20 protein-coding genes and 1 tRNA gene are annotated in these 21,618 nt (G+C 62.9%); 8 read left to right on the top strand and 13 right to left on the bottom strand.

What is annotated here, in order from left to right:
• Positions 1-31 precede the first annotated feature (31 nt).
• Positions 32-796, top strand: coding sequence for an SDR family NAD(P)-dependent oxidoreductase (locus ABHF91_RS15625; protein WP_409423136.1), 765 nt, complete (start codon positions 32-34; stop codon positions 794-796).
• A 207-nt stretch (positions 797-1,003) separates the two neighbouring features.
• Here the strand turns inward: ABHF91_RS15625 and ABHF91_RS15620 are convergent, their stop codons facing one another.
• Positions 1,004-1,927, bottom strand: a complete 924-nt coding sequence (locus ABHF91_RS15620) for a LysR family transcriptional regulator (RefSeq protein ID WP_409421169.1) — start codon at positions 1,925-1,927, stop codon at positions 1,004-1,006.
• A 64-nt stretch (positions 1,928-1,991) separates the two neighbouring features.
• Here ABHF91_RS15620 and ABHF91_RS15615 point away from each other — a divergent pair, with 64 nt between their 5' ends.
• The gene (locus tag ABHF91_RS15615) at positions 1,992-2,609 is read left to right on the top strand and encodes a LysE family translocator (protein ID WP_409421168.1); all 618 of its coding nucleotides are present in this window, start codon (positions 1,992-1,994) and stop codon (positions 2,607-2,609) included.
• Positions 2,610-2,800: 191 nt separating this feature from the next.
• Here ABHF91_RS15615 and ABHF91_RS15610 read toward each other — a convergent pair whose 3' ends face one another.
• Both ABHF91_RS15610 and aguA read right to left on the bottom strand, forming a co-directional pair.
• The gene (locus tag ABHF91_RS15610; protein WP_409421167.1) at positions 2,801-4,504 is read right to left on the bottom strand and encodes an amidase; all 1,704 of its coding nucleotides are present in this window, start codon (positions 4,502-4,504) and stop codon (positions 2,801-2,803) included.
• 147 nt (positions 4,505-4,651) lie between these two features.
• On the bottom strand, positions 4,652-5,746 hold the full coding sequence (gene aguA, locus ABHF91_RS15605) for an agmatine deiminase (protein ID WP_409421166.1): 1,095 nt from the start codon (positions 5,744-5,746) through the stop codon (positions 4,652-4,654).
• 263 nt (positions 5,747-6,009) lie between these two features.
• Here aguA and ABHF91_RS15600 point away from each other — a divergent pair, with 263 nt between their 5' ends.
• The 4 genes from ABHF91_RS15600 to rlmF all read left to right on the top strand — a co-directional run bounded on the left by ABHF91_RS15600 (position 6,010) and on the right by rlmF (position 10,348).
• Positions 6,010-6,921, top strand: a complete 912-nt coding sequence (locus ABHF91_RS15600) for a LysR family transcriptional regulator (protein WP_409421165.1) — start codon at positions 6,010-6,012, stop codon at positions 6,919-6,921.
• 172 nt (positions 6,922-7,093) lie between these two features.
• The gene (locus tag ABHF91_RS15595) at positions 7,094-8,659 is read left to right on the top strand and encodes a PAS domain-containing methyl-accepting chemotaxis protein (protein ID WP_409421164.1); all 1,566 of its coding nucleotides are present in this window, start codon (positions 7,094-7,096) and stop codon (positions 8,657-8,659) included.
• Between the two features lie 77 nt (positions 8,660-8,736).
• The gene (locus ABHF91_RS15590; protein ID WP_409421163.1) at positions 8,737-9,318 is read left to right on the top strand and encodes a superinfection exclusion B family protein; all 582 of its coding nucleotides are present in this window, start codon (positions 8,737-8,739) and stop codon (positions 9,316-9,318) included.
• Between the two features lie 67 nt (positions 9,319-9,385).
• Positions 9,386-10,348 carry a 23S rRNA (adenine(1618)-N(6))-methyltransferase RlmF gene (gene rlmF / locus ABHF91_RS15585; RefSeq protein WP_409421162.1) on the top strand — a complete coding sequence of 321 codons (963 nt, stop codon included), beginning with the start codon at positions 9,386-9,388 and terminating at the stop codon, positions 10,346-10,348.
• Between the two features lie 61 nt (positions 10,349-10,409).
• Here the strand turns inward: rlmF and ABHF91_RS15580 are convergent, their stop codons facing one another.
• The 4 genes from ABHF91_RS15580 to ABHF91_RS15565 form a co-directional block, all read right to left on the bottom strand.
• Entirely contained in the window at positions 10,410-10,991 is a 582-nt protein-coding gene (locus ABHF91_RS15580; protein WP_409421161.1) for a PEP-CTERM sorting domain-containing protein, read from the bottom strand.
• A gap of 209 nt (positions 10,992-11,200) precedes the next feature.
• Positions 11,201-11,545: a PEP-CTERM sorting domain-containing protein gene (locus tag ABHF91_RS15575; RefSeq protein ID WP_409421160.1), complete on the bottom strand. Its 345-nt coding sequence runs from the start codon at positions 11,543-11,545 to the stop codon at positions 11,201-11,203.
• Between the two features lie 213 nt (positions 11,546-11,758).
• Complete coding sequence (locus tag ABHF91_RS15570) at positions 11,759-12,673, bottom strand: pseudouridine-5'-phosphate glycosidase (protein ID WP_409421159.1); 915 nt, start codon at positions 12,671-12,673, stop codon at positions 11,759-11,761.
• Positions 12,667-13,758: a PfkB family carbohydrate kinase gene (locus ABHF91_RS15565; protein WP_409421158.1), complete on the bottom strand. Its 1,092-nt coding sequence runs from the start codon at positions 13,756-13,758 to the stop codon at positions 12,667-12,669. Before ABHF91_RS15565 ends, ABHF91_RS15570 begins: the two co-directional genes overlap by 7 nt.
• Positions 13,759-14,245: 487 nt before the next feature.
• Between ABHF91_RS15565 and ABHF91_RS15560 the strand changes: the two genes are divergently transcribed.
• Complete coding sequence (locus ABHF91_RS15560) at positions 14,246-14,749, top strand: ABC transporter permease (RefSeq protein WP_409421157.1); 504 nt, start codon at positions 14,246-14,248, stop codon at positions 14,747-14,749.
• 95 nt (positions 14,750-14,844) lie between these two features.
• Here the strand turns inward: ABHF91_RS15560 and ABHF91_RS15555 are convergent.
• From ABHF91_RS15555 to rpsU, 5 genes are all read right to left on the bottom strand, one after another.
• Positions 14,845-14,920, bottom strand: a tRNA-Ile gene (locus tag ABHF91_RS15555).
• A gap of 93 nt (positions 14,921-15,013) precedes the next feature.
• A complete protein-coding gene (gene rpoD, locus ABHF91_RS15550) occupies positions 15,014-16,894 on the bottom strand; it encodes an RNA polymerase sigma factor RpoD (RefSeq protein WP_409421156.1) in 1,881 nt (626 codons plus the stop codon).
• A gap of 284 nt (positions 16,895-17,178) precedes the next feature.
• On the bottom strand, positions 17,179-18,939 hold the full coding sequence (gene dnaG, locus ABHF91_RS15545; protein ID WP_409421155.1) for a DNA primase: 1,761 nt from the start codon (positions 18,937-18,939) through the stop codon (positions 17,179-17,181).
• 72 nt (positions 18,940-19,011) lie between these two features.
• On the bottom strand, positions 19,012-19,455 hold the full coding sequence (locus ABHF91_RS15540; protein WP_409421154.1) for a GatB/YqeY domain-containing protein: 444 nt from the start codon (positions 19,453-19,455) through the stop codon (positions 19,012-19,014).
• A gap of 31 nt (positions 19,456-19,486) precedes the next feature.
• Positions 19,487-19,702 carry a 30S ribosomal protein S21 gene (gene rpsU / locus ABHF91_RS15535; protein WP_345013001.1) on the bottom strand — a complete coding sequence of 72 codons (216 nt, stop codon included), beginning with the start codon at positions 19,700-19,702 and terminating at the stop codon, positions 19,487-19,489.
• 181 nt (positions 19,703-19,883) lie between these two features.
• On the opposite strand from rpsU, the gene tsaD reads away from it, so the two are divergent.
• Entirely contained in the window at positions 19,884-20,897 is a 1,014-nt protein-coding gene (gene tsaD, locus ABHF91_RS15530) for a tRNA (adenosine(37)-N6)-threonylcarbamoyltransferase complex transferase subunit TsaD (RefSeq protein WP_409421153.1), read from the top strand.
• Here the strand turns inward: tsaD and plsY are convergent.
• Complete coding sequence (plsY, locus tag ABHF91_RS15525; RefSeq protein WP_409421152.1) at positions 20,880-21,488, bottom strand: glycerol-3-phosphate 1-O-acyltransferase PlsY; 609 nt, start codon at positions 21,486-21,488, stop codon at positions 20,880-20,882. The genes tsaD and plsY overlap by 18 nt on opposite strands.
• Positions 21,489-21,618: the final 130 nt, after the last annotated feature.

The raw sequence follows: 21,618 nt of genomic DNA, 5'->3' as shown, positions 1-21,618 counted from the left end.
GGGCTCCCGAACTACCGCGAGGAACCTGATGATGGATAGCAAGCGCAAGATTGTTCTGATCACCGGCGGCGGCCGTGGCCTGGGGCGCAGCATGGCGCTGCGGCTGGCGCAAGGCGGCCGGGACCTGATACTCACCTACCATAGCCGCCGCGACGAGGCCGAATCGACCGCCGCCGAGGCCCGGGCACTGGGCGCCCAGGTGGCCGTGCTGCCACTGGATGTGGGCGACAGCCGCCGCTTTGTCGAGTTCGCCGCCGAGGTGCGCGTCCTGCTGGCGGATCTATGGCAGCGCCAGCACTTCGATGCCCTGGTGAACAACGCCGGCGTCGGTCTGCATGCGCCCTTCGTCGACACCACGGAGTCGCAGTTTGACGAGCTGTTCCGCATCCACCTGAAGGCGCCCTATTTCCTGACCCAGGCCCTGCTGCCGCAACTGGCCGACGGTGGCCGAATTCTGAATATCTCCAGCGGGCTGGCGCGCTTCTCCCTGCCGGGATCCTCCGCCTACGCGGTGATGAAGGGCGGTGTCGAGGTGCTGAGCCGTTATCTGGCTCGGGAGCTGGGGGCGCGGGGCATCTCGGTCAACACACTGGCGCCGGGCGCCATCGCCACCGATTTTGGCAACGGCCTGGTGCGGGATAATCCGGCGGTGAACCAGTTTGTCGCCGCCCAGACGGCCCTGGGTCGGGTCGGCCTGCCGGAGGACATCGGCCCCGTGGTGGCCGCCCTGCTGGCCGATGACAGCCACTGGATCACCGGCCAGCGCATCGAAGCCTCCGGCGGCATGTTCCTGTAACCTGCCTCTACCAAACCACCTGCCCGGCAGGTGGTTAGCCGGGCAGCTCTCACAAGCGTTAACGGCGAGGCAGTTCGTTAGGCAAAGGACCACCCATCTGTTTGGCCCGGTCGCCAGGCAGTGCCTTTTACGGCTAGATTGATGACATATGGAGGCGGGTTGATCAGACCATGGGATTTCGGCACTTTTTATCACGCCTGATTTAGGCTATGCCAAGGCTCGCAGCCATGCCAGCAAGTTGCCTTGTGGGTTGGCTGGTTGAATGGGCTGCGGCGATAGCAGGCAATAACGTGAACCGTCCTCGACAAAGCCCATCGGCGCGGCCAGCACGCCGTTGGCCAGGTCATCACGGACCAGGTGCCACGGACCGATCGCCACGCCCAGACCAGACACTGCCGCTTGCAAGCTGAAATAGAAGTGTTCGAAGGTATGCCCCTGAGCTTCCGGTACGGGTTGACCGGCGGCGGTCGCCCATTCAGACCATGCACCCGGACGCGTACGTGTGTGCAAGCGAGGTGAGTCTGGCTTGAGCGTATTGCAGTCCTTGTTGGTGGTGAACCATGCGGCCACCTTGTCGGGCCGGCAGACCGGGCCGACCTTTTCCGCGAATAAAGGTTCTGCGTGGTACCCCTCTGGTTTGGGGAAATCATCACGGCGGATCGCCAAATCGATGCCATTGGAGAAGGAAAAAGGCCCTCCACCGGCTACTAGTTGCACATCGATATCCGAGTGTTGGGTCTGGAAGTCCGGCCAACGAGGGATCAACCAGCGCATCAGCAATGTTGGCTCGCACGACAACACCCAGCGCCGCCCTTGGCGTACATTGGTACGCAATTCGTCTACTGCCTGGCGCATCAAATCCAGCCCATTTCCTACAGCTTTAGCCAGTTTTCGACCCGCGTCGGTCAAGAACACTCGCCGGCTACGCCGCTCGAACAAGGGCATGCCCAGTTCGTCTTCGAGCAGGCGTACAGCGCGACTGACGGCACCATGTGTCAGGTGTAGCTCCTCGGCCGCCCTGCTGAAATTCTCCAACCGGGCAGCCGCTTCAAAACAACGCAGCGCCAGCAGAGAGGGTAGACGCACATCGTTTAATGGTGATTTGAACTCACTATTTTTGTTAGGAAACATCGTTATTCGCCGTATCCGATTGCAGGTAGCATCGCGAAATACTCATTTTGTGAAAGGATACATCATGACTGAATTGTTAGCTGTTATCACAATAACCTTGCTGGCCGTCATCAGCCCTGGGCCGGACTTTGCGATGGTCACGCGCAACAGCTTGATACTCTCGCGTCGCGCCGGCGTGCTGACATCCTTGGGTATCGGCCTGGGTGTACTCGTGCATGTGACCTATACGCTGGTCGGTGTGGGCATGCTGATCCAGCAATCACTCTGGCTGTTCAATGTCATTAAGATTGTTGGGGCCGGCTATCTGGTTTATCTCGGCATGAAAATGTTGCGGAGCAGCCCCACAAGCACACAGGCCACAAGTACTGTCGTACCGCTGTCGGACGCAGCGGCGCTGCGAACAGGCATCCTGACAAATGCACTGAACCCCAAGACCACGGTTTTCATCGTCAGTCTGTTCATGCAGGTGGTGCATCCCGAAACGCCACTGACGGTGCAGATCGGCTATGGCGCGTTTATATCGGCGGCTCACATGGTCTGGTTCAGTCTCGTTGCGCTGTGCTTCTCGGCTGGAGCCGTACGCGATCGACTGCTTGCCGTGCGCCATTGGATCGACCGCATCTTTGGCGGGCTGCTTGTCGGCTTCGGTGTCCTGCTTGCCGTTGCACGCGGGGCACGTTAACCGGCGGCGCATTGGTCCGAGGCACCCCATGATGCATCAAGCTCGTAGGTTGGTCTGAGTTGGCGAAGCCCAACGTTTACCGCGTGAAATCCCCCGCGCTATACGGCGAAATTCTCTCGCTTCTGCCTCAAGGCAAAAACAAATCAGGCTCCCAGCGGGAGCCTGATTGTTATTTATAACGGCGTAAGCGCTTACGACAGCGGCGGAGTGCGCGGCGGGATCTGCCGCTTGCTGCCGGTGGCCTCGAAGGCCGCGCCAAAGCGCAGCAGGTTGTTGTCGTCGTAGGCGCGGCCGGCGAAGGTCAGGCCCACCGGCATGCCGATATCGGCCATCACCCCCATGGGGACTGTGACGGTCGGTACCCCGAGATGGCGGATGGCCAGGTTGCCGTTGGCCACCCAGACGCCGTTGCTCCAGGCGATATCGGCGGAGGCGGGGTTCACATCCGCATCCGCCGGGCCGACGTCGGCGACGGTGGGGAACAGCACGGCGTCGAGCTTGAGCCCGTCCATCCACTCTTCCAAGTCCAGCTTGCGGGTCTGCTCCAGGCCCCGCAGGCCGTCCGGCACGCTGGCAATCTCGTTCCACGGCGTGAGGCCGCGCTGGGCCATCTTGACGTACTCGTCCATACCGGCGGCCAGATCCCCCTCGCGGTTCGGTAATGTGCCGGGGTCGTGGGGGAAGATCTGCGGCCCGTCCACATCCTCAAGCTTGTTGAGCTTGGGGTCGCCGTTGGCTCGCAGGAAGTCGTCGAACGCCCAGCCTGAGAGTTCCCACAGCTCGTCCTGCAGGAATTCCGGGGTGACGATGCCGCGGTTAAACACCGTGGGGGCGCCGGGTCTGTCCCCTTCGCAGTTGGAGACCAGGGGGAAGTCCACCTCGATGACCTCGGCGCCGGCGGCCTCCAGGGCCTGGCGGGCTTGCTCCCACAGGGCGATCACCGAGGCGCGGGTGTGGATGCGCTGACCTGTGGGGCCACCGATGCCGGGCTGCTCGCTGGTGCCGGCCAGTTCATCCTGGTTGATGAACATGCGCGGCACGCCGAAGCGCTTGCCCTGGAGGCTGTCGGCCTGGGCCGCCAGCGCGTGGTAGGAGGCCGGGCGGATGTCGGAAGCCTTGGGGATCTTGACCCAGGGCTGCATGCGCCACAGATCGCCGCGGGTCTCGGCATCGTCGGCCACCACCACATCCAGCACTTCCAACAGGTCGGCCATAGTGCGGGCGTAGGGCACCACCACGTCCATGGTGGGGGTCAGGGGCCAGTTGCCACGTACCGAGATGACGCCGCGGGACGGGGTGTAGGCGCACAGGCCGTTGTTGGAGGCCGGGCCGCGGCCGCTGGACCAGGTCTCTTCGGCCAGGCCGAAGGCGCAGAAGCTGGCGGCGGTGGCGGTGCCGGCGCCGTTGGAGGAGCCGGAGGCAAAGGGGGCGGTCAGGTAGTCGGCGTTGTAGGGGCTCTCGGCCCGGCCATAGACGCCGCGCTGCATGCCGCCGTTGGCCATGGGCGGCATGTTGGTCTTGCCCAGGCAGATGGCGCCGGCGGCCCGCAGCCGCTCTATGGTGAAGGCGTCGCGCTGGGCCACCAGATCCTTGAAGGCCGGGCTGCCGGAGGCGGCGGTCAGCCCCTTGACCAGGTAGCTGTCCTTGGCGGTGTAGGGGATGCCGTCCAGCGGTCCCAGGGTCTCGCCGCGGGCGCGGCGCGCATCGGCGGCTTCGGCTTCTTTCAGCGCATCGGGGTTGGGCACCACGAGGGCGTTGAGTCGGGTGGCGGTCGCGGGGCCGTCATAGGCGGCGATGCGGGCCTGATAGGCCTGCACCAGTTCGACCGCCGTGGTGCGGCCGGATTCGAGCGCGGCACGCAGCTCGGCGATGGATACTTCGGTCACTTCGATCATGCTGGACCTCCAGAAAAACGGTGACGGTTTGGCGATGGCCGCAACGCAGGGCAAGCCTCGCCGTGATGGCGGGGCCGGGAACGCGCTTAGGGACGCGCTCTCCCGGCCGTGCAGCGATACCCCTCCAACGGGGTTAGCCGCTGCGGCTTACTTGCCGCTGGGGATCTGCTGGGTGATGCAGTGGATGTTGCCGCCCCCCAGCAGGATTTCCCGGCCCGGGATGCCCACGACGGTATGGTCGGGGAATATCTCCTCGAGCTTGGCCTGGGCCAGCGTGTCGGTCTTGGGATCCAGCAGCGGGTAGACGATGCGGTCGTTGGTGATGAGGAAGTTCACATAGGAGCCCGCCAGCCGGTGACCGGACTCGCGGGGCACGCCGCTGCCGTCGATCACGCCCTGGGATTCTTCCTCGCTGCAGTACAGGGGACCCGGTTGCGGAATCAGCCAGATCTTGAGCTTGCGGCCCTGGGCGTCGGTGGCGTTCTGCAACACCTCCAGCGCCGCCTTGGAGCGGGGGTACTGGGGATCCTGCTCGTCATCGGTCCAGGTCAGCAGCACCTCGCCGGGGCGCACGAAGCAGGCCATGTTGTCGATGTGGCCGTCGGTCTCGTCCAGATAGGTGCCGTCCTGCAGCCAGATCACCTTGCGGATGCCCAGGTAATCCTGCAGGTGCTGCTCGATCTGCGCCTGGCTCAGGTGCGGATTGCGGTTGGCGTTGAGCAGGCACTCGGCGGTGGTCAGGCAGGTGCCTTCGCCGTCCACGTGGATGGAGCCGCCTTCGAGGATGAGGGGGGCCTGGTAGCGGTCGAAGCCCTGGGTCGCCAGCATCTGGCGGGCCACCAGCTCATCCTGATCCCAGGGGAAGTAGAGGCCGCCGTTGTGGCCGCCCCAGGCGTTGAAGCCCCAGTCCACACCACGGCACTCGCCAGCGGCGTTGATGACGACGGTGGGGCCTGTATCCCGGGCCCAGCAGTCGTCGCTGTTCATCTCCACCAGGGTGACGGCGGCGGGCATGATCTCCCGGGCCTGTTCCATAAACCGGGCCGGAACCCCCATAAACACCGGGGTGGCGGCGCCGATGGCCTCGGCCAGCTGGGCGAAGGTGGCCTGGGCGTAACGGCCGGCCTCCCGCCAGTTGTCCGGGCGGTACGGCCAAATCATCCACACCGCCTGTTGCGGCGCCCACTCGGCGGGCATAAAGAAACCATCGGCGGCAGGCAGGGTGCTCAACAGTGTGCTCATTACAGACTCCTCGCGCTGGCAGGCGGGCTGCCAGCAAAGCGGCAACAGGCGGGCTTGGGCCCGCCGCTGGGGTTAGATGGACTGGTTTGACTCAACCAGCGACGTTCGAGAGCGATACCTAGCGGACGACCAGCAGAGCCCGGGGCGGGTGCGACTGGGCGAGGGGCAGAGCCGGTATGCGTCAGTGATCTGCAGTGTAGGAACTTGTGCTGTCATCCATCAAATGAATATTATTAATTACCTTATTCATGTTGAGAATGATGATGAAGCTGCACCAACTGGACTTGAATCTGCTGCTGGCCTTTGACGCCCTGATGCAGGAGCGCAATGTCACCCGGGCGGCGGAGCGGCTGTTCATCAGCCAGCCGGCCATGAGCCATGCCCTGAACCGGTTGCGGCGCTTCTTCGACGATCCTCTGCTGGTGCGCACCCCCCAGGGCATGCTGCCCACACCGCGGGCCCAGGGGCTGCATGCCGGCGTGCGTCAGGCCCTGCTGCTGCTGGAGCAGCAGCTGAGCAGCCCGGAGGGCTTCGATCCGCAGACCAGCCAGCGGCGTTTCGTCATCAGCACCACGGACTACGTGGAGTGTGTGCTGATCCCGCCGCTTATCGCCAGGCTGCGGCAACTGGCGCCCGGGGTGCATATCGAGATCGACATACTGCGGGATCGCCTGCCGGAGGCCGAGCTGGCGGAGGGACGTATCGATCTGGTGCTGGGGTTTGATGAGTACATGCAGGTGCCGCCCCACCTGAGCCGCGAAACCTGGCTCACCGAGCCCCTGAGCGGCCTGGTGCGGCGGGATCACCCCCAGATCGGCGCGGCGCTGAGCCTGGATGAGCTGATTGCCATGCCCCACGTCTTCCACTCTCCCCTGGGCACCCGGGAGTCCATCGTCGATCAGTTTCTGGCGAGCCAGGGCTTGAGCCGGCGCATCTTTGTCAACAGCCAGAGCTATATGTCGGCGGCGGCCATCGTCAGCCAGACCGACTACCTGCTGGTGCTGCCGGCCAAGGTGGCCAGCCTGCTGGCGGCGGCCTGGTCCTTGCGTCAGGTGGCCCTGCCCAGCGCCATGCCCAGCTACCACCTCAATTGCGTCTGGCACCCGGTGCAGGATGCCCAGCCGGCCCTGCGCTGGCTGAAGGGTGTCATGAGAGACCTGGTCGATTGCAGCTGACCTGTTAGATTTTTTAACGAATTGTTATGTAAGCCTTTTCAAGAGGTTGCGTCGGTGGGATCGTTCGATTTTTATCTTGCGTTGATCGACCTGGCACACTTCTTTGCGGGTCGCGCACTGGGTAAGATGTCCGATGACTGAATGTTTATTGGCCAGTGGCAGGAGCAACGGCATGACATCCCAAGCGCAGTCGGGACAGGAACGACACTTCTCGGATCAGCACAATCTTATCTCCACCACGGATCTGCAGAGCCGCATCACCTATGCCAATCACCACTTCTGCGACATCGCCGGCTATCAGGCCGACGAGCTGGAGGGGGCCCTGCACAACCTGGTGCGCCATGTGGATATGCCGGCGGCGGCCTTCAGCGATCTCTGGGCGCACATGAAGGTCAAGAAGAGCTGGATGGGGCTGGTGAAGAACCGCTGCAAGAACGGCGACTATTACTGGGTCAACGCCTACATCACCCCCATCATGGATGCCAAGGGTCAGGTGCATGAATACCAGTCGGTACGCAGCCGGCCCTCCCGGGAGGAGGTGGCGCGGGCGGAGCGGCTCTACCGGGGCATCAAGGCGGGCAAGCTGCCCCGGGCCCTGCGTTTACCTGCGCTGAGAGTCGGTTGGCTGAACCAGACCATGGGCCTGGGGGCGCTGCTGCTCACCGGCCTGGCCCTCTGGCTGCCCCAGCAGTGGCCCCTGCTGGCCGGTGCCCTGGTGATACTGCTGCTGCAGTTGGGCTTCGGGGTTTGGTGGTCCCGCAAGCTGAACCGCTTGGCCCAGGTGGCCCGGGAAGGGTTTGATACCGAGCTGACCCAGGTGATCTACACAGGGCGGCGGGACGAGTTGGCGGCCATCGAGCTGGCCCTGCGCATGAAGAAGGCCGAGTTGCGGGCCGTGGTGGGGCGCACCGGGGATACCAGCGAGCTGATCCTGCAAGAGGCGGAGGACGACAGGGCCAACATCCGTGGCATCACAGAGAAGCTGGAGCGCCAGCTGGCGGAGACGGAACAGCTGGCCACCGCCATCAACGAGATGAGTTCCTCCATCCGCGAGGTGGCAGATAGCGCCACCTCGTCTTCCGAGCTGGTGGAGCTGGCGCGCCAGACCTCGGCCAAGGGGCGGCAGAGCGTGGACACCACCATCGCCTCGGTGAACAAGTTGCATGACGAGCTGGAGCAGTCCAAGCAGGTGATCAACGAGCTGGCCAACAACAGCCGGCGTATCGACGGTATCCTGGAGGTGATCGACAGCATCGCCGATCAGACCAACCTGCTGGCGCTCAACGCCGCCATCGAGGCGGCGCGGGCCGGTGAGGCCGGGCGCGGCTTTGCCGTGGTGGCGGACGAGATCCGCTCCCTGGCCATCAAGACCCAGCGCTCCACCGAGGAGATCCAGCAGATGATCCGCCAGCTACAGCAGTCGGCCGGGGTGGCGGTGGGCTCCATGGAGCAGGGGGCGCAGCGCTCCGAGGCCTGTCGGGATCAGGCGGTGGCCACCGGCAAGGTGCTTGAAGAGATCAACGTCATGCTGGATCAGGTCACCGACACCAGCCACCAGATCGCCACCGCGGTGGCCCAGCAGGCCGACGTGACCGAGGAGATCAACCGCAACGTGCACAACATCCGCGGCCTGGCCGGTGACACCACCCACAACAGCCACAAGGCGGTGGATCAGATCAGCCTGCTGGTACATCGGCTGGAGGGCCTGGCCCGGCTGATCCAGCAGTTCCAGCGTTGAGCCGGCTGTGCCGGCCGAGGCTGGCACAGCCCTTGCTATTCCCTGATGACTAGGCTCTTAACCGTCAGGGAAACATCATGAAACAGTGGAACTCCTACTTTAGCCAATTCCGCTCCCTCAACTGGCTGATGATCTGGTTGTTGCTGAGCAGCGGCGCCCTGCTGCTGCTGCCATTGGAGCAACTGGGCGAGCCCTTCCAGGCCTGGCAGGGCCAATTCACCCTGGTGCTGTGGGCCGGCGTGCTGGTGGCGCTCTCCTATTTTGTCAGTCAGGGGCTGCTGATCGGCTGGGATCTGGTGATGGGCCGGCTGCGCAGCCACTATCAGCAGGCGCGGCTGGAGAAGATGGTGGCCTGCCTGGATTTCAACGAGAAGGCGGTGCTGCGGGAGTTCATCTTTCAGCGCAAGAGCGTCATCAACCTGCCGGTCACCGAACCCGCCGTCAAAAATTTGTTGGATGCCGGCGTGCTGACCTATGCCTACGGCAATCCCCATCTGGAGGATGACATCCAGATCAAGGCGCTGATGATCGCCCTGCCGGCACGACCCTACATCACCTACCGGGTGTTGGGCCTGAGCAAGGGCAAGATGAGCGACGAGCAGATCGAGTACATCATGAATGCCCGGCCCAAGTACGCCTCCAAGGGGGCCCATCGCTAAGGCCGGTTTAGTCGGCGGCGGGAATTGGCTACACTGACGGGCCAGTTCCCTTGCGCCGACCCCCATCATGGCATCGACCCCCTCCGGCCTGCACCCCCGTAACCCGCATCAAGGCCGTTACGACATCCCTCGACTGTTGACGGCCAACCCGGCGTTGGCTGCCTTCGTGCAACCCAGTCCCCGTGGTGATCTGACGCTGAACTTTGCCGATCCGGCGGCGGTCAAGGCCCTCAATCAGGCCCTGCTGCTGACGTACTACGGCCTGCAGCATTGGGATATCCCCGACGGCTATCTCTGCCCGCCCATCCCAGGCCGGGCCGATTACCTGCACCATCTGGCGGATCTGCTGCAGACCGGCAAGGGGATCCCCCGGGGCCCCAGCATCCGGGTGCTGGATGTGGGGGTGGGGGCTAACGCCATCTATCCCATCGTCGGTCACCACGCCTACGGCTGGTCGTTTGTCGGCGCGGATATTGACGCGGGGGCCCTGGACTCGGTGGCCCGGCTGCGGCAGGCCAATCCGACCCTGGCGGAGGGGCTGGAGTGCCGGCATCAGCCGGATCCACAGCAGCTGTTCGCCAACATCATCCAGCCCGGTGAGCTGTTCGACCTGACCCTGTGCAACCCGCCGTTTCACGCCTCCGCCGCGGCGTCCGCCGAGGGGACCCGGCGCAAGCTGCGCAATCTGGGGCTGGCCAAGGGGGAACAGCACACCGCGCCGGCCCTGAATTTTGGCGGCCAGCACAACGAGCTGTGGTGCCCCGGTGGCGAGTTGGGCTTCGTGCGCCGCATGGCGGTTCAGAGCCGCGACTTTGCCAGCCAATGCCACTGGTTCAGCTGCCTGCTGTCCAAGCAGGAGAATGTGGCGCCGGTGCGCCAGGCGCTGCAGCAGATGGGGGTGCAGGATATCCGTGAGGTGGCCATGGCCCAGGGCAACAAACGCAGCCGTTTTCTGGCCTGGACCTTTATGCCTGCCAAGATGCAGGCCGAGTGGCGCCGCTTCCGCTGGGCGCCGGTCAGCCAGCCCTGACGCGCGGGCAATAAAAAACCCCCAAGAGAGGGGGCCTTTGCAACTCCACACGCTCGACGGGTTAGATCTGTCTTGCGCCTTGTTGGCGGGTCCGCCGGGAGAGCAAGAGGCCAATCACACCGATACCCAGCAGGGCATAGGCTTGTGGCTCCGGCACGGCGGCGACGGCCAGGTTGCTGACCTGCAGCGTGGATTGGAAATTATTGTCCAGGGCATTGCTGACCACCAGGGAGACGGCGGTGCTACCGGTGCTGGTGACCGTGTAGCTGAAGCTCTGCCAACCGGTAGAGGTGGTGACGTTGGTGGTATTCCCCAGGCCAAGCACATCCGCCAGCGTGATGACCTCATCACCGATGACAAACAGCGCAAAGTCGTTATATGGGCTGTAGTCGCCGCTGGTGAAATTCCAGTCGAAGGAGATCACGCTGCCGGCTACCAGGTCCAGCACGGTGGACAGGGTTGAGCCCGTGGTGCCGCCGTAGCTGGTCGTACTGTAGTAATCGGTGGAGGTGAGGACGGCGCCGGTACTGGAGGTGGTGACATTCCCACTGCTTGTCCAGGTGCTGAGATCCAGCACCTCGGCAAAGGCTCGGGGAGTGAGCATCACCAGCAGCAAGGGGAGAGCGTAGAACAGTTTTTTCATGTTTTTCTTCCTTGCGTGGGTGGGGGCCTGGCGGGACCATCTGCCAGGCGGTTCGTGTGACTCCGACGCCAGTCTAAAATTCAACCAGTGCGGGCACAACAGATAAATGCTGGATACAAGGATCTATTCGGCTAGGTTTCACGGTGTAAAACAGAACAGGCGGTCGTCATCAAGACGATCGCCTGTCATGAAGAGGGGGTTGCGCGAGGTTAGCGCTTGCTGCTCCGGCGACGGCTGATCAGCAGACCCAGCAGGCCGACACTCAGCAGGGCGTAGGCAGCCGGCTCCGGCACGGCGCTGGTGATGTCGCTGCCGCTGGTGGGCAGCAGGTCGCTACCGGACGTATCCCCGGAAAAGGGATCTGTAGTGGTTCCGCCATTGTCAAACAGGTCATCCAGGCCACTGTCGTCGCCCGTCTTGTTATGGCCGTAGGCATAGGCGTTGCCATTGCCGTTGTTTTTACTGGAGTTGGCGGCACCCACACTGCTCATCTGGGCCAGGGCAACCGGGCTGGCCAGGGCCAGCGCCATTGCAGCAACAAGCATTTTTTTCATGATGATCGTATTCCTTGATGATCCAACGGATGGGCTGCGCATGACGCCCTCGTGGGAGACGGCTTCGGTTTTTATATTGATTTATGTCATAAAACGGCTCGATTATACGGCGGCGCCGAAAGGGCCACAAGAAACTAGATGAAATATTCTACAGCGGGAGGAGGTCCCGCAGGCGACGTTGGCTGGTCTGTTCCTGCGGGAGGCTAGTGGTCTTTACTTGGCCAGGTTGGCGGCGATTTGCGCCCCCAGGGCGGCGTTGTTGAGCACCAGCTTGATGTTGGAGGCCAGGCTGTTGCCGCCGGTCAGTTCACAGACCCGGGCCAGTAGGAAGGGGGTGGAGGCCTTGCCGGTGATTTGCTGAGTGTCCGCCTCGTTCAGCGCCTGGTTGATGGCCGCATCTATGTCCGCCTTTGGCATGGCGAACTGCTCGGGGATGGGGTTCGCCACCACGGCACCGCCTTGCAGCCCAAGTTCCCATTTGACCCGCAGGGCGGCGGCGATCTCCGCCGGCGTGTCCAGCCGGTAATCTACCGGGAAGCCGCTGTGGCGGGTATAGAAGGCGGGCAGCTCTTCGGTCTGGTAACCGATCACCGGCACTCCTTGGGTTTCCAGGTATTCCAGGGTCAGACCGATGTCGAGAATGGACTTGGCACCGGCACAGACCACGGCCACCCCGGTGTGGGCCAGCTCCTGCAGATCCGCGGAGATATCGAAGGTCTCCTGTGCCCCGCGGTGCACCCCGCCGATGCCGCCGGTGGCAAACACCCGGATGCCGGCCATGGCGGCGATGATCATGGTGGAGGCCACTGTGGTGGCGCCAGCCTTGCCGCTGGCCAGCACGAAGGGGATGTCCCGTCGGCTGCACTTGGTCACCGCCTGACCACCTTTGCCTAAGGCTTCCAGCGCTTGCGCATCCAGCCCCACCTTGAGCTTGCCATCCATGATGGCGATGGTGGCCGGGATGGCGCCATTGTCGCGCACCACCTGTTCCACCTGCCGGGCGGTCTCCACATTCTGCGGATAGGGCATGCCGTGGGAGATGATGGTGGACTCCAGGGCGACCACGGGGCGGCCTGCGGCCAGGGCATCGGCCACTTCAGGCTGGATATCCAGATAGGCGTTCAACATGGGTATTCCTCCAATAGACGTTCAACGGCGGCCAGAGAGAGGCCGGTAAAGACGGTGTCCGGGCTGGCGACGGCCAGGGCGGCACAGGCGCGGGCGAAGCGGGCGCTTTGGTGCAGATCGTAATCTTGCAGCCAGGCGTGGATCAGGGCACCCATATAGGCATCGCCGCCGCCGGTTACATTGACGACAGGGCTGGGCAGGATCGGCAGATGGGCCTGCTGTTCCCCATCGCTGTAGAAGACCCCTTGTTCTCCCAGGCTGAGAAACAGGCGGCGCACGCCGGCCCGGTGGAACCAGGCGGCCACCGCCGGGCCGTCGGCCGGGCCTGTGATGGTGCGCCTACACAGCCGTTCGGCCTCCAGGCGGTTGGGTTTCAAGGTGTGGATGGCGGCGAGCCAGGGGCGGAGTTTTTCCACCTTGGCCACCGACACGGTGTCGACGAACAGGGGAAGATGGGCATAGCGGCCAAACAGCCAGGCCAGGGTGGGTTCGGTGAGGTTGGCATCCAGCACCAGGGCGCGGGCGGCGCCCAGCAGGCCATCCAGCGGCGCCAGGCGCTGAGGGGTCAGGGCTTCGAGGATGGCCATGTCGTTGATGGCGCACTGCATCTCGCCATCCTGGCCGTGCAGGCTCAGGTAGCAGGAGGTGGAATGCCCCTCCAGCTGCAGCACATGGCGCATGTTGATGCCGGCCTGTTGGCTGACTTCGATGAGCCGTTCACCGTGGGGATCGCGGCCCACCGCACTGACCAGGCGGCAATCGCTGCCCAGACGGGCCAGGTTCTCGGCGATGTTGCGACCGACTCCGCCGGGGGCCAGGCGCACCTTGCCGAGATTGGAATCCCCTTGACGCAGCGGCCCCTCGGCGGTGCCGCAGATATCCATGTTGGCGCCACCCACGACCACGGCGTAGGGGCCTTCACGCAGCACATAGCCGCGACCTTGCACATACCCCTGGCGCATCAGGCTGGAGATATGGCTGGCCAGAGCTGAGCGGCTGATCCCCAGCCGATCCGCCAGTTGCTGCTGCGGGATCATGGGATCTTCGCGCAGCAGTCGCAGGATTTCTTGCTCCCGTTCTGTCATGGACAAGTATCTAGTTATGAACAGATGTCTAATGATGCGCCCAGCCATGTGATCTGGCAACCCCACACAGTACCGGCTGTGGTGGTTGCTTGCCCGGCGTTCGCCACCCATGGCCACGGGTCATGTGAAACCGAGTGAGGCCAGCTGAACCGGGTCACAGTTTCCAGCGTGCTGCAAAATCGTGCATATCTGCAGCAGGCAAGTGAATGTTTGCCATGGGCGCTCCTCCTATCGTTGGAGACGGATACTCCATCCATTGATGAAGAGGTGCATATGCGAAAATCACTCATTGTGGGCCTGTTATCGACCATTCTGCTGGGGATGAGCGCTCTGGGGGCTGTGCCCTGCTGATCGGCCAGGTCAATGGCCTGCTCATCGCCGGGGTGCGGGTCTCCCCCATACTGGCGACCTTGGGCATGATGACCCTGCTCAAGGGCGCCAACATTCTGATCACGGGGGCAGTGCCATCGCCAACTATCCCGATTGGGTGCTCTGGCTCAATCGCACCAGCCTGGTCGGTATCCCCTTGCCGCTGGTGCTGTTTGCCCTGGTGGCACTCTTGCTCTGGCTGCTGCTGGAGAAGAGCCGCGCTGGGCGAGCCATCTACCTGATTGGTTCCAATGAGCGGGCCGCGCCCTATGCGGGGATCAATACCCGCTGGGTGTTGATCCTGGTGTACATGGTATCGTCCCTGTTGTGCTGTGTGGCGGGCTTCATGATGATGTCCAAACTCAACTCCGCCAAGGCCTCCTATGGTGAGTCCTATCTGCTGGTCTCGATTCTGGCGGCCGTGCTGGGGGGGGTTAATCCGGATGGGGGGCGGCGGCGGATCCTGGGGATGATACTAGCACTGCTGCTCCTGCAGACTATAGAGAGTGGCTTCAACATCCTTGGCGTGAGCCCCTACCTGACCATGGCGCTCTGGGGGGCCTTGCTGCTGTGTTTCATCTGGTTGAAAGGGCAACTGGGCATCGATGGGGAAGGGCGCTAGGGCGGCGGTTATCTTGTGATACGGCGGTGCCCAACAGTGGCCGCACATAATAAAGAACAAGGGCTGACAGAGATACTGTCAGCCCTTGTTTTGTATGGTGGCCCCTCACGGACTTGAACCGTGGACCAAGCGATTATGAGTCGCCTGCTCTAACCACTGAGCTAAGGGGCCGAAATGTGGACTGGATTATAAAGATACCGACTCTGGGCGTCCAGATATCAACAGGTTAGATGCACATAAATGCATCAACCTGTTGATTGGTGCCTATTCGTCCAGGAAGCTGCGCAGCACCTCGGAGCGGCTGGGATGACGCAGCTTGCGCAACGCCTTGGCCTCGATCTGCCGGATACGCTCCCGGGTGACGTCGAACTGCTTGCCGACCTCTTCCAGGGTGTGGTCCGTGTTCATGTCGATGCCGAAGCGCATGCGCAGCACCTTGGCTTCCCGGGCGGTCAGACCGGCCAGCACTTCGCGGGTGGCGTTGCGCAGGCTTTCGCTGGTGGCCGCATCGGCGGGCAGGGCCAGGGTGGTGTCCTCGATAAAGTCCCCCAGATGGGAATCTTCGTCGTCGCCGATGGGGGTCTCCATGGAGATGGGCTCCTTGGCGATCTTCAGCACCTTGCGGATCTTGTCCTCCGGCATGCCCATGCGCACCGCCAGCTCTTCCGGATTGGGTTCACGCCCCATCTCCTGCAGCATCTGGCGGGAGATGCGGTTGAGCTTGTTGATGGTCTCGATCATGTGCACCGGGATACGGATGGTCCGCGCCTGATCCGCGATGGAACGGGTGATGGCCTGCCGGATCCACCAAGTGGCGTAGGTGGAGAACTTGTAACCACGACGGTACTCGAACTTATCCACCGCCTTCATCAGGCCGATGTTGCCCTCCTGGATCAGATCCAGGAATTGCAGCCCGCGGTTGGTGTACTTCTTGGCGATGGAGATCACCAGACGAAGGTTGGCTTCCACCATCTCCTTCTTGGCACGGCGGGCCTTGGCCTCACCTATGCTCATGCGGCGGTTGATGTCCTTGATCTGGGCGATGACCAGGCCCGTCTCCTCTTCCACCTGCTGCAGCTTGGCGATGCCGCGCTGCACGTCCTCATCCACCGCCTGCAGGGCGGTTGACCAGCTCTTGCCGGCGGCCTTGGCCGCCTCGAACCAGGCCAGTTCGGATTCATTGTTGGTGAAAGCGGCGACGAAGTTCTTCTTCGGCATCTTGGCCTGCTCGACGCAAGCCTTGAGGATGATGCGCTCCTGCACCCGCACCCGCTCCATCATCTCCCGCATGTTGGAAACCAGGCGATCGAACTGCTTGGGTACCAGGCGGAACTGACGGAACACGTCGGCCAGCTGTTGGATGTGGCTCAGGGTCTCGGGATGCTCCCGGCCCAGACCACGGATGCTGACGCGGGTCTGTTCGTACTGCTCACGCAGCTCGGCAAACTTCTGACGGGCTACCTCGGGATCCGGGCCGCCATCGTCATCGCTGCTGTCGTCGCTGTTGCCATCGCCGTCTTCGTCTTCGTCTTCGTCATCATCGCTGCTGCTCTTGTCCTCATCCTCCAGCTCATCCTCACCCAGTTCGGAACCTATGTGGGTGGCGGTGGGGGCCATGTCGTCGGTCTCGTTGGGATCGACGAAGCCGGCGATGATGTCGGACAGGCGCAGTTGACCGGCATCGTGGCGGTCGTACTGTTCCAGCAGGTAGGTGATGGCTTCCGGGTACTCGGCCACGGAACTCTGCACCTGGTTGATGCCGTCTTCGATGCGCTTGGCGATGTCGATTTCGCCTTCACGGGTCAGCAGCTCCACAGTACCCATTTCGCGCATGTACATGCGCACGGGATCCGTGGTGCGACCAATCTCGGATTCTACTGAGGCCAGCACCTGAGCGGCGGCCTCGGCCGCGTCTTCATCGGCGGCGCTTTCGGTCATGATGAGATCATCGGCATCCGGGGCGTTCTCCACCACCTGGATACCCATGTCATTGATCATCTGAATGATGTCTTCTATCTGATCCGAGTCAACGATGTCCTGCGGCAGGTGGTCGTTGACCTCTGAATAGGTCAGATAGCCCTGTTCTTTACCTTTGGCAACAAGGAGTTTAAGCTGCGACTGCGGGGTTTGCTCCATAGAACTCATCCGGTTGGTGTTGCAAGGGTGTCTGGTACCGTCACGTGCGAAGCCGGCGATAGTAGCAAAATTTCACCAAAAAAGCACGCTCACCATGATTAATGCATAAAAGACCGCTGCCCCGGGCCAAGGCCGGGCAAATCGGTCTGCATGTTCAGTCTTTTCACGTCTAATTCGTTTCCCGTAACCGGGCGTTCCCAAGATATAGGGGCGTCGGGGTCAAATTTCAATACCCAGGTCACTCTTTTTCTGTCTCGGCGCCATTGCCTCGGGTGCCTCGAGCTGGGTTTCTGCTACCCGCCGCGCTGGCTGCGCTCGCTCAGCAGCAGCATCAGTTCCTGGGTTTCTTCGGCGCTGAGCCTGCCCTGGCTGCCTTTTTCCTGCAGTTCGTCCAGCCGCTGCTGCAGATAGAGTTCGATGAGTCGGGCACAGGTGTCTTCCAGCTCCTCCCGGATATGCTCGCCGATGGCCACTTCTTCCAGGCTGGCCAGTTGAGCCAGACCATCCCCCTCCCGGGTGCCGCGCCACTGCTCCAGCAGCTGGCCTGTGGTGAGGGGGCGGGCCTGCACCTGGGCCAGCAGTTGCAGCAAGAAACCGATGCCAGGCTGCTTGAGGGCGCGCAGCTCATCCGGCAGCGGCGGCAACTCGGCGGCGATGGCCGGGTGCTGTACCACCAGGGCGATGGCGCGGCGCACCAGGGTCAGCTTGATCTTGCCGGCCTTGGCGGTGGCCGGCTGCGGCTCCTGGGCCTGGCGCTCCTGACGGGCCAATATCTCCTTGAGGCGCTTCTCGTTTTCCCCCCAGCGTAACTGGCTGGAGAGGCGGGTGATCAGGCCCTCCCGGGTGAAGCCTTCCGGCACCCGGCGGATGAGGGCGATGGCCTTGTTGGCCAGCTCATGCTTGCCGGCATCCCCTTCCAGCGCCAGATCCCGCGCCAGCCGCTCGAACAGGAAGTCGCCGAAGGACTGGGCCTGATCCAGGGCCTGCTCGAAGGCGGCCTTGCCCTCGGCGCGGATGAAGGAGTCGGGATCGTGCTCGGGGGGCAGAAAGACGAACTTCAGCTCTTTGCCGTCCTGCAGGCAGGGCAGGGCATTTTCCAGGGCGCGCCAGGCGGCCTCCCGGCCGGCATTGTCACCGTCGTAGCAGCAGATCACCTGGGCCGTGGTGCGAAACAGCAGGTGCATGTGCTCGGCGGTGGTGGAGGTGCCCAGCGAGGCTACCGCATAGTCGACGCCGTACTGGGCCAGGGCCACCACGTCCATGTAGCCTTCCACGATCAGGATGCGGGCCGGCTCCTTGTGGGCCTGACGTACCTCGTACAGGCCATACAGCTCCTTGCCCTTGTGGAAGATGGGGGTCTCGGGAGAGTTGAGGTACTTGGGGGTACCGTCTCCCAGCACCCGGCCGCCAAAGCCGATGATGCGGCCCCGGCGATCGCGGATGGGGAACATGATGCGATCCCGAAAGCGATCGTAGCTGCGACCCTGCTCCTTTTTGATCAGCATGCCCAGGGTCTCCAGCTGCTCCTCGGTTTGGCGGTTGCGCACCAGCAGCTGGCGCAGGCCGTCCCAGCCGGGCGGGGCATAGCCGATGGCAAACTGCTTGACCACCTGACCGCTGAGGCCGCGCCCCTTGAGGTAGTCGATGGCCGTCGGCGCCTGGCGCAACTGGCTCTGGTAGAACTGGTTGGCCTGCTCCAGCAGCTGGTAATGATCCCGGGCGATCTGGGGATCCGGGCCGGATCTGTCCTGGCTCTCTTCGGGGATCTTCAGGCCGTGGAGGTCGGCCAGCTCTTCGATGGCATCGCGAAAACCCAGGCCGTCATATTCCATCATGAAGCTGATGGCGTTGCCGTGGGCGCCGCAGCCGAAGCAGTGGTAGAACTGCTTTTCCGGGCTGACGGAAAAGGAGGGGCTCTTCTCGTTATGGAAGGGGCAGCAGGCCTGGTAGTTTTTGCCGGCCTTCTTCAGCTGTACCCGGCTGTCGATCAGCTCGACGATATCGGTCCGGGCCAGGAGATCTTCGATAAAGGACTGGGGGATCCTGCCTGCCAAGTTACACTCCGCACAAATAAATAAGCCGCGCTATCATACGACGGCGCGGCCTATTATCGGAAACGTCTCGGACTATGCCAACCGCGCCTTTATCTTGGCGCTCAGGGCACCCATGTCGACCCGCCCTTGGACCTTGGGACGCAGGGTGTTCATCACCTGTCCCATGGCTTGCATGCCGCTGACACCCAGTTCGGTCAGCGTTGCATCGATCAGCTGATCCAGCTCGGCTTCGCTCAGTGGCTGAGGCAGGAAGCACTGCAGCACGCCGATTTCGGCCTGCTCGGCATCCGCCAGATCCTGGCGGCCTGCGCTTGCGAACTGGCTGATGGAATCCTTACGCTGCTTAACCATCTTGGCGATGACCGCCACTATGTCAGCGTCTGCCAGTGTGGTGCGGGTATCCACTTCCACCTGTTTGATTTCGGCCATCAGCAGGCGCAAGGTTCCAACGCGGGCCTTATCTTTGGCCAGCATGGATTGCTTGAGATCGCCTTTGATCTGTTCTTGCAGTGACATGGTTCAGCGTCCTCGGCGGGTGACCGGCCGATTAGTACAGACGGTTACGACGAGCGTTTTCGCGAGCCAGCTTCTTGGCGTGGCGCTTAACTGCGGAAGCCTTGGCGCGCTTGCGGATGGTAGTCGGCTTTTCGTAGAACTCACGGCTACGAACTTCGGACAGGATACCGGCCTTCTCGCAAGAACGCTTGAAGCGACGCAGGGCGACATCAAACGGCTCGTTTTCACGTACTTTAATTACTGGCATGTGCCTCTCACCTCGGTGACTGTGTGGTTGGTTGGCCGATGCAGGCCAGCCTGACTTAAAAATGGTGCGGAATTTTAATCCCAAGCAAGGGGGCAAGTAAACCCCGATCAGATCCTGCTGGTTTAAAAAACCGCCGGAATGTACCATACCGCGCTCAAGTTAGCAGCCAAATTTTGCCCTCATGCGCGTTTTAGGTATTGAAACATCCTGTGACGAGACCGGGATTGCGATCTTCGATGATCGTCTCGGGATCCTCAGCCATCAATTATATAGCCAAGTCAAGCTGCATGCCGATTACGGCGGCGTGGTGCCTGAGCTGGCGAGCCGGGATCACGTGCGCAAGATCCTGCCCTTGATCCAGGCGGCGCTGGCCGAGGCCGGTTGTGGATCCGATGACATCGACGGGGTGGCCTACACCGCCGGCCCGGGGCTGGTGGGGGCCCTGCTGGTGGGGGCCACCGTGGGGCGCTCCCTGGCCCTGGCCTGGAACAAGCCGGCGGTGGCGGTGCATCACATGGAGGGCCACCTGCTGGCCCCCATGCTGGAGGAGACGGCGCCGGAATTCCCCTTCCTGGCCCTGTTGGTCTCCGGCGGTCACACCCTGCTGGTGCGGGTGGATGGCATAGGCCGTTACCAGATCCTCGGCGAGTCGGTGGATGACGCCGCCGGCGAGGCCTTCGACAAGACCGCCAAGCTGCTGGGGCTGGATTACCCTGGCGGCGTGCTGCTCTCCCGGCTGGCGGAGTCCGGCAACCCGGGGCGCTTCGTCTTCCCCCGGCCCATGACGGATAGACCCGGGCTGGATTTCAGCTTCTCCGGCCTCAAGACCTTTGCCGCCAACACAGTTCATCAGCAGGGGGATGATCCCCAGACCCGGGCCGACATCGCCCACGCCTTCCAGGCGGCGGTGGTGGATACCCTGGCCATCAAGTGCAAGCGGGCTCTGAAGCAGACCGGCCTCAACCGCCTGGTGCTGGCCGGTGGCGTCAGCGCCAACCGTCAGCTGCGGGCCCAGCTGGCCGAGATGATGACAGAACTCAAGGGCCAGGTGTTCTATCCGCGCCCCGAATACTGCACCGACAACGGCGCCATGATCGCCTATGCCGGCCTGCAGCGCTTGAAGGCCGGCCAGACGGTAGGCTTGGAACTGGTGGTGAAGCCGCGCTGGAGTCTGGACTCACTGCCGCCGGTTTGAGCCGCGCTTATGCCACAGCCGGGGTTCCTGATGATGGAGCAGCCGGCTGATGTTTTCGTGATGCCGGTAGATGACGAGGCAGCAGAGCATGGCCACCGGCAGCGTGTATTCCGGCTTGAGCAGGTAGGTGTAGAGGGGCGCCAGCAGGGCGGCGATGATGGCCGCCAGGGAGGAGTAGCCCGACAGCAGCAGCACGATCAGCCAGCTGCAGATCATGAAGGCGCCCATGTCCAGGCCGATGGGCATCAGGGCCCCCAGGGCGGTGGCGACGCCCTTGCCGCCGCGGAACTGAAAGAACAGGGGATACATGTGCCCCAGGCAGGCGGCGATGGCGATGAGACCTAAAAAGAAGGGGCTGACCTTGAGGTACCAGGCCAGATAGACAGGGATGGTGCCCTTGAGCATGTCGCACAGCAAGACCCAGAGGGCGGCCAGCTTGCTGCCCTGGCGCAGCACATTGGTGGCGCCGGGATTGTGAGAACCATAACCCCGGGGATCGGGCAGGCCATAGCAGCGGCTCACCAGCACGGCGCTGGAGATGGAGCCGAACAAGTAGGCCAGCACTATCATGCTCAGGGAGATGGGGGTCATGTTCCTCGCTGTATTTGTTCATCCTGGCTGGGGTATGATCCCGCCCTCGAATGACCACCATCATAGCCTGTTGGCTGGTCAAGAGGTATCCGACCTGTTTTTTAGACAGTCGTTCACAGCCTAACAGAGA

Source organism: Pseudaeromonas aegiceratis (assembly GCF_046254905.1).
Lineage (GTDB): Bacteria > Pseudomonadota > Gammaproteobacteria > Enterobacterales > Aeromonadaceae > Pseudaeromonas > Pseudaeromonas aegiceratis.
Note: the sequence above shows the minus strand (reverse complement) of the source record. Positions and strands in the feature narration are given on the sequence as shown.

What these genes read in the sequence shown, in the direction of transcription:
- ABHF91_RS15625 (WP_409423136.1), top strand. Translation starts at nt 32, where the DNA reads ATGGATAGCAAGCGCAAGATTGTTCTGATCACCGGCGGCGGCCGTGGC.
- ABHF91_RS15620 (WP_409421169.1), bottom strand. Translation starts at nt 1,927, where the DNA reads ATGTTTCCTAACAAAAATAGTGAGTTCAAATCACCATTAAACGATGTG.
- ABHF91_RS15615 (WP_409421168.1), top strand. Translation starts at nt 1,992, where the DNA reads ATGACTGAATTGTTAGCTGTTATCACAATAACCTTGCTGGCCGTCATC.
- ABHF91_RS15610 (WP_409421167.1), bottom strand. Translation starts at nt 4,504, where the DNA reads ATGATCGAAGTGACCGAAGTATCCATCGCCGAGCTGCGTGCCGCGCTC.
- aguA (WP_409421166.1), bottom strand. Translation starts at nt 5,746, where the DNA reads ATGAGCACACTGTTGAGCACCCTGCCTGCCGCCGATGGTTTCTTTATG.
- ABHF91_RS15600 (WP_409421165.1), top strand. Translation starts at nt 6,010, where the DNA reads ATGAAGCTGCACCAACTGGACTTGAATCTGCTGCTGGCCTTTGACGCC.
- ABHF91_RS15595 (WP_409421164.1), top strand. Translation starts at nt 7,094, where the DNA reads ATGACATCCCAAGCGCAGTCGGGACAGGAACGACACTTCTCGGATCAG.
- ABHF91_RS15590 (WP_409421163.1), top strand. Translation starts at nt 8,737, where the DNA reads ATGAAACAGTGGAACTCCTACTTTAGCCAATTCCGCTCCCTCAACTGG.
- rlmF (WP_409421162.1), top strand. Translation starts at nt 9,386, where the DNA reads ATGGCATCGACCCCCTCCGGCCTGCACCCCCGTAACCCGCATCAAGGC.
- ABHF91_RS15580 (WP_409421161.1), bottom strand. Translation starts at nt 10,991, where the DNA reads ATGAAAAAACTGTTCTACGCTCTCCCCTTGCTGCTGGTGATGCTCACT.
- ABHF91_RS15575 (WP_409421160.1), bottom strand. Translation starts at nt 11,545, where the DNA reads ATGAAAAAAATGCTTGTTGCTGCAATGGCGCTGGCCCTGGCCAGCCCG.
- ABHF91_RS15570 (WP_409421159.1), bottom strand. Translation starts at nt 12,673, where the DNA reads ATGTTGAACGCCTATCTGGATATCCAGCCTGAAGTGGCCGATGCCCTG.
- ABHF91_RS15565 (WP_409421158.1), bottom strand. Translation starts at nt 13,758, where the DNA reads ATGACAGAACGGGAGCAAGAAATCCTGCGACTGCTGCGCGAAGATCCC.
- rpoD (WP_409421156.1), bottom strand. Translation starts at nt 16,894, where the DNA reads ATGAGTTCTATGGAGCAAACCCCGCAGTCGCAGCTTAAACTCCTTGTT.
- ABHF91_RS15540 (WP_409421154.1), bottom strand. Translation starts at nt 19,455, where the DNA reads ATGTCACTGCAAGAACAGATCAAAGGCGATCTCAAGCAATCCATGCTG.
- rpsU (WP_345013001.1), bottom strand. Translation starts at nt 19,702, where the DNA reads ATGCCAGTAATTAAAGTACGTGAAAACGAGCCGTTTGATGTCGCCCTG.
- tsaD (WP_409421153.1), top strand. Translation starts at nt 19,884, where the DNA reads ATGCGCGTTTTAGGTATTGAAACATCCTGTGACGAGACCGGGATTGCG.
- plsY (WP_409421152.1), bottom strand. Translation starts at nt 21,488, where the DNA reads ATGACCCCCATCTCCCTGAGCATGATAGTGCTGGCCTACTTGTTCGGC.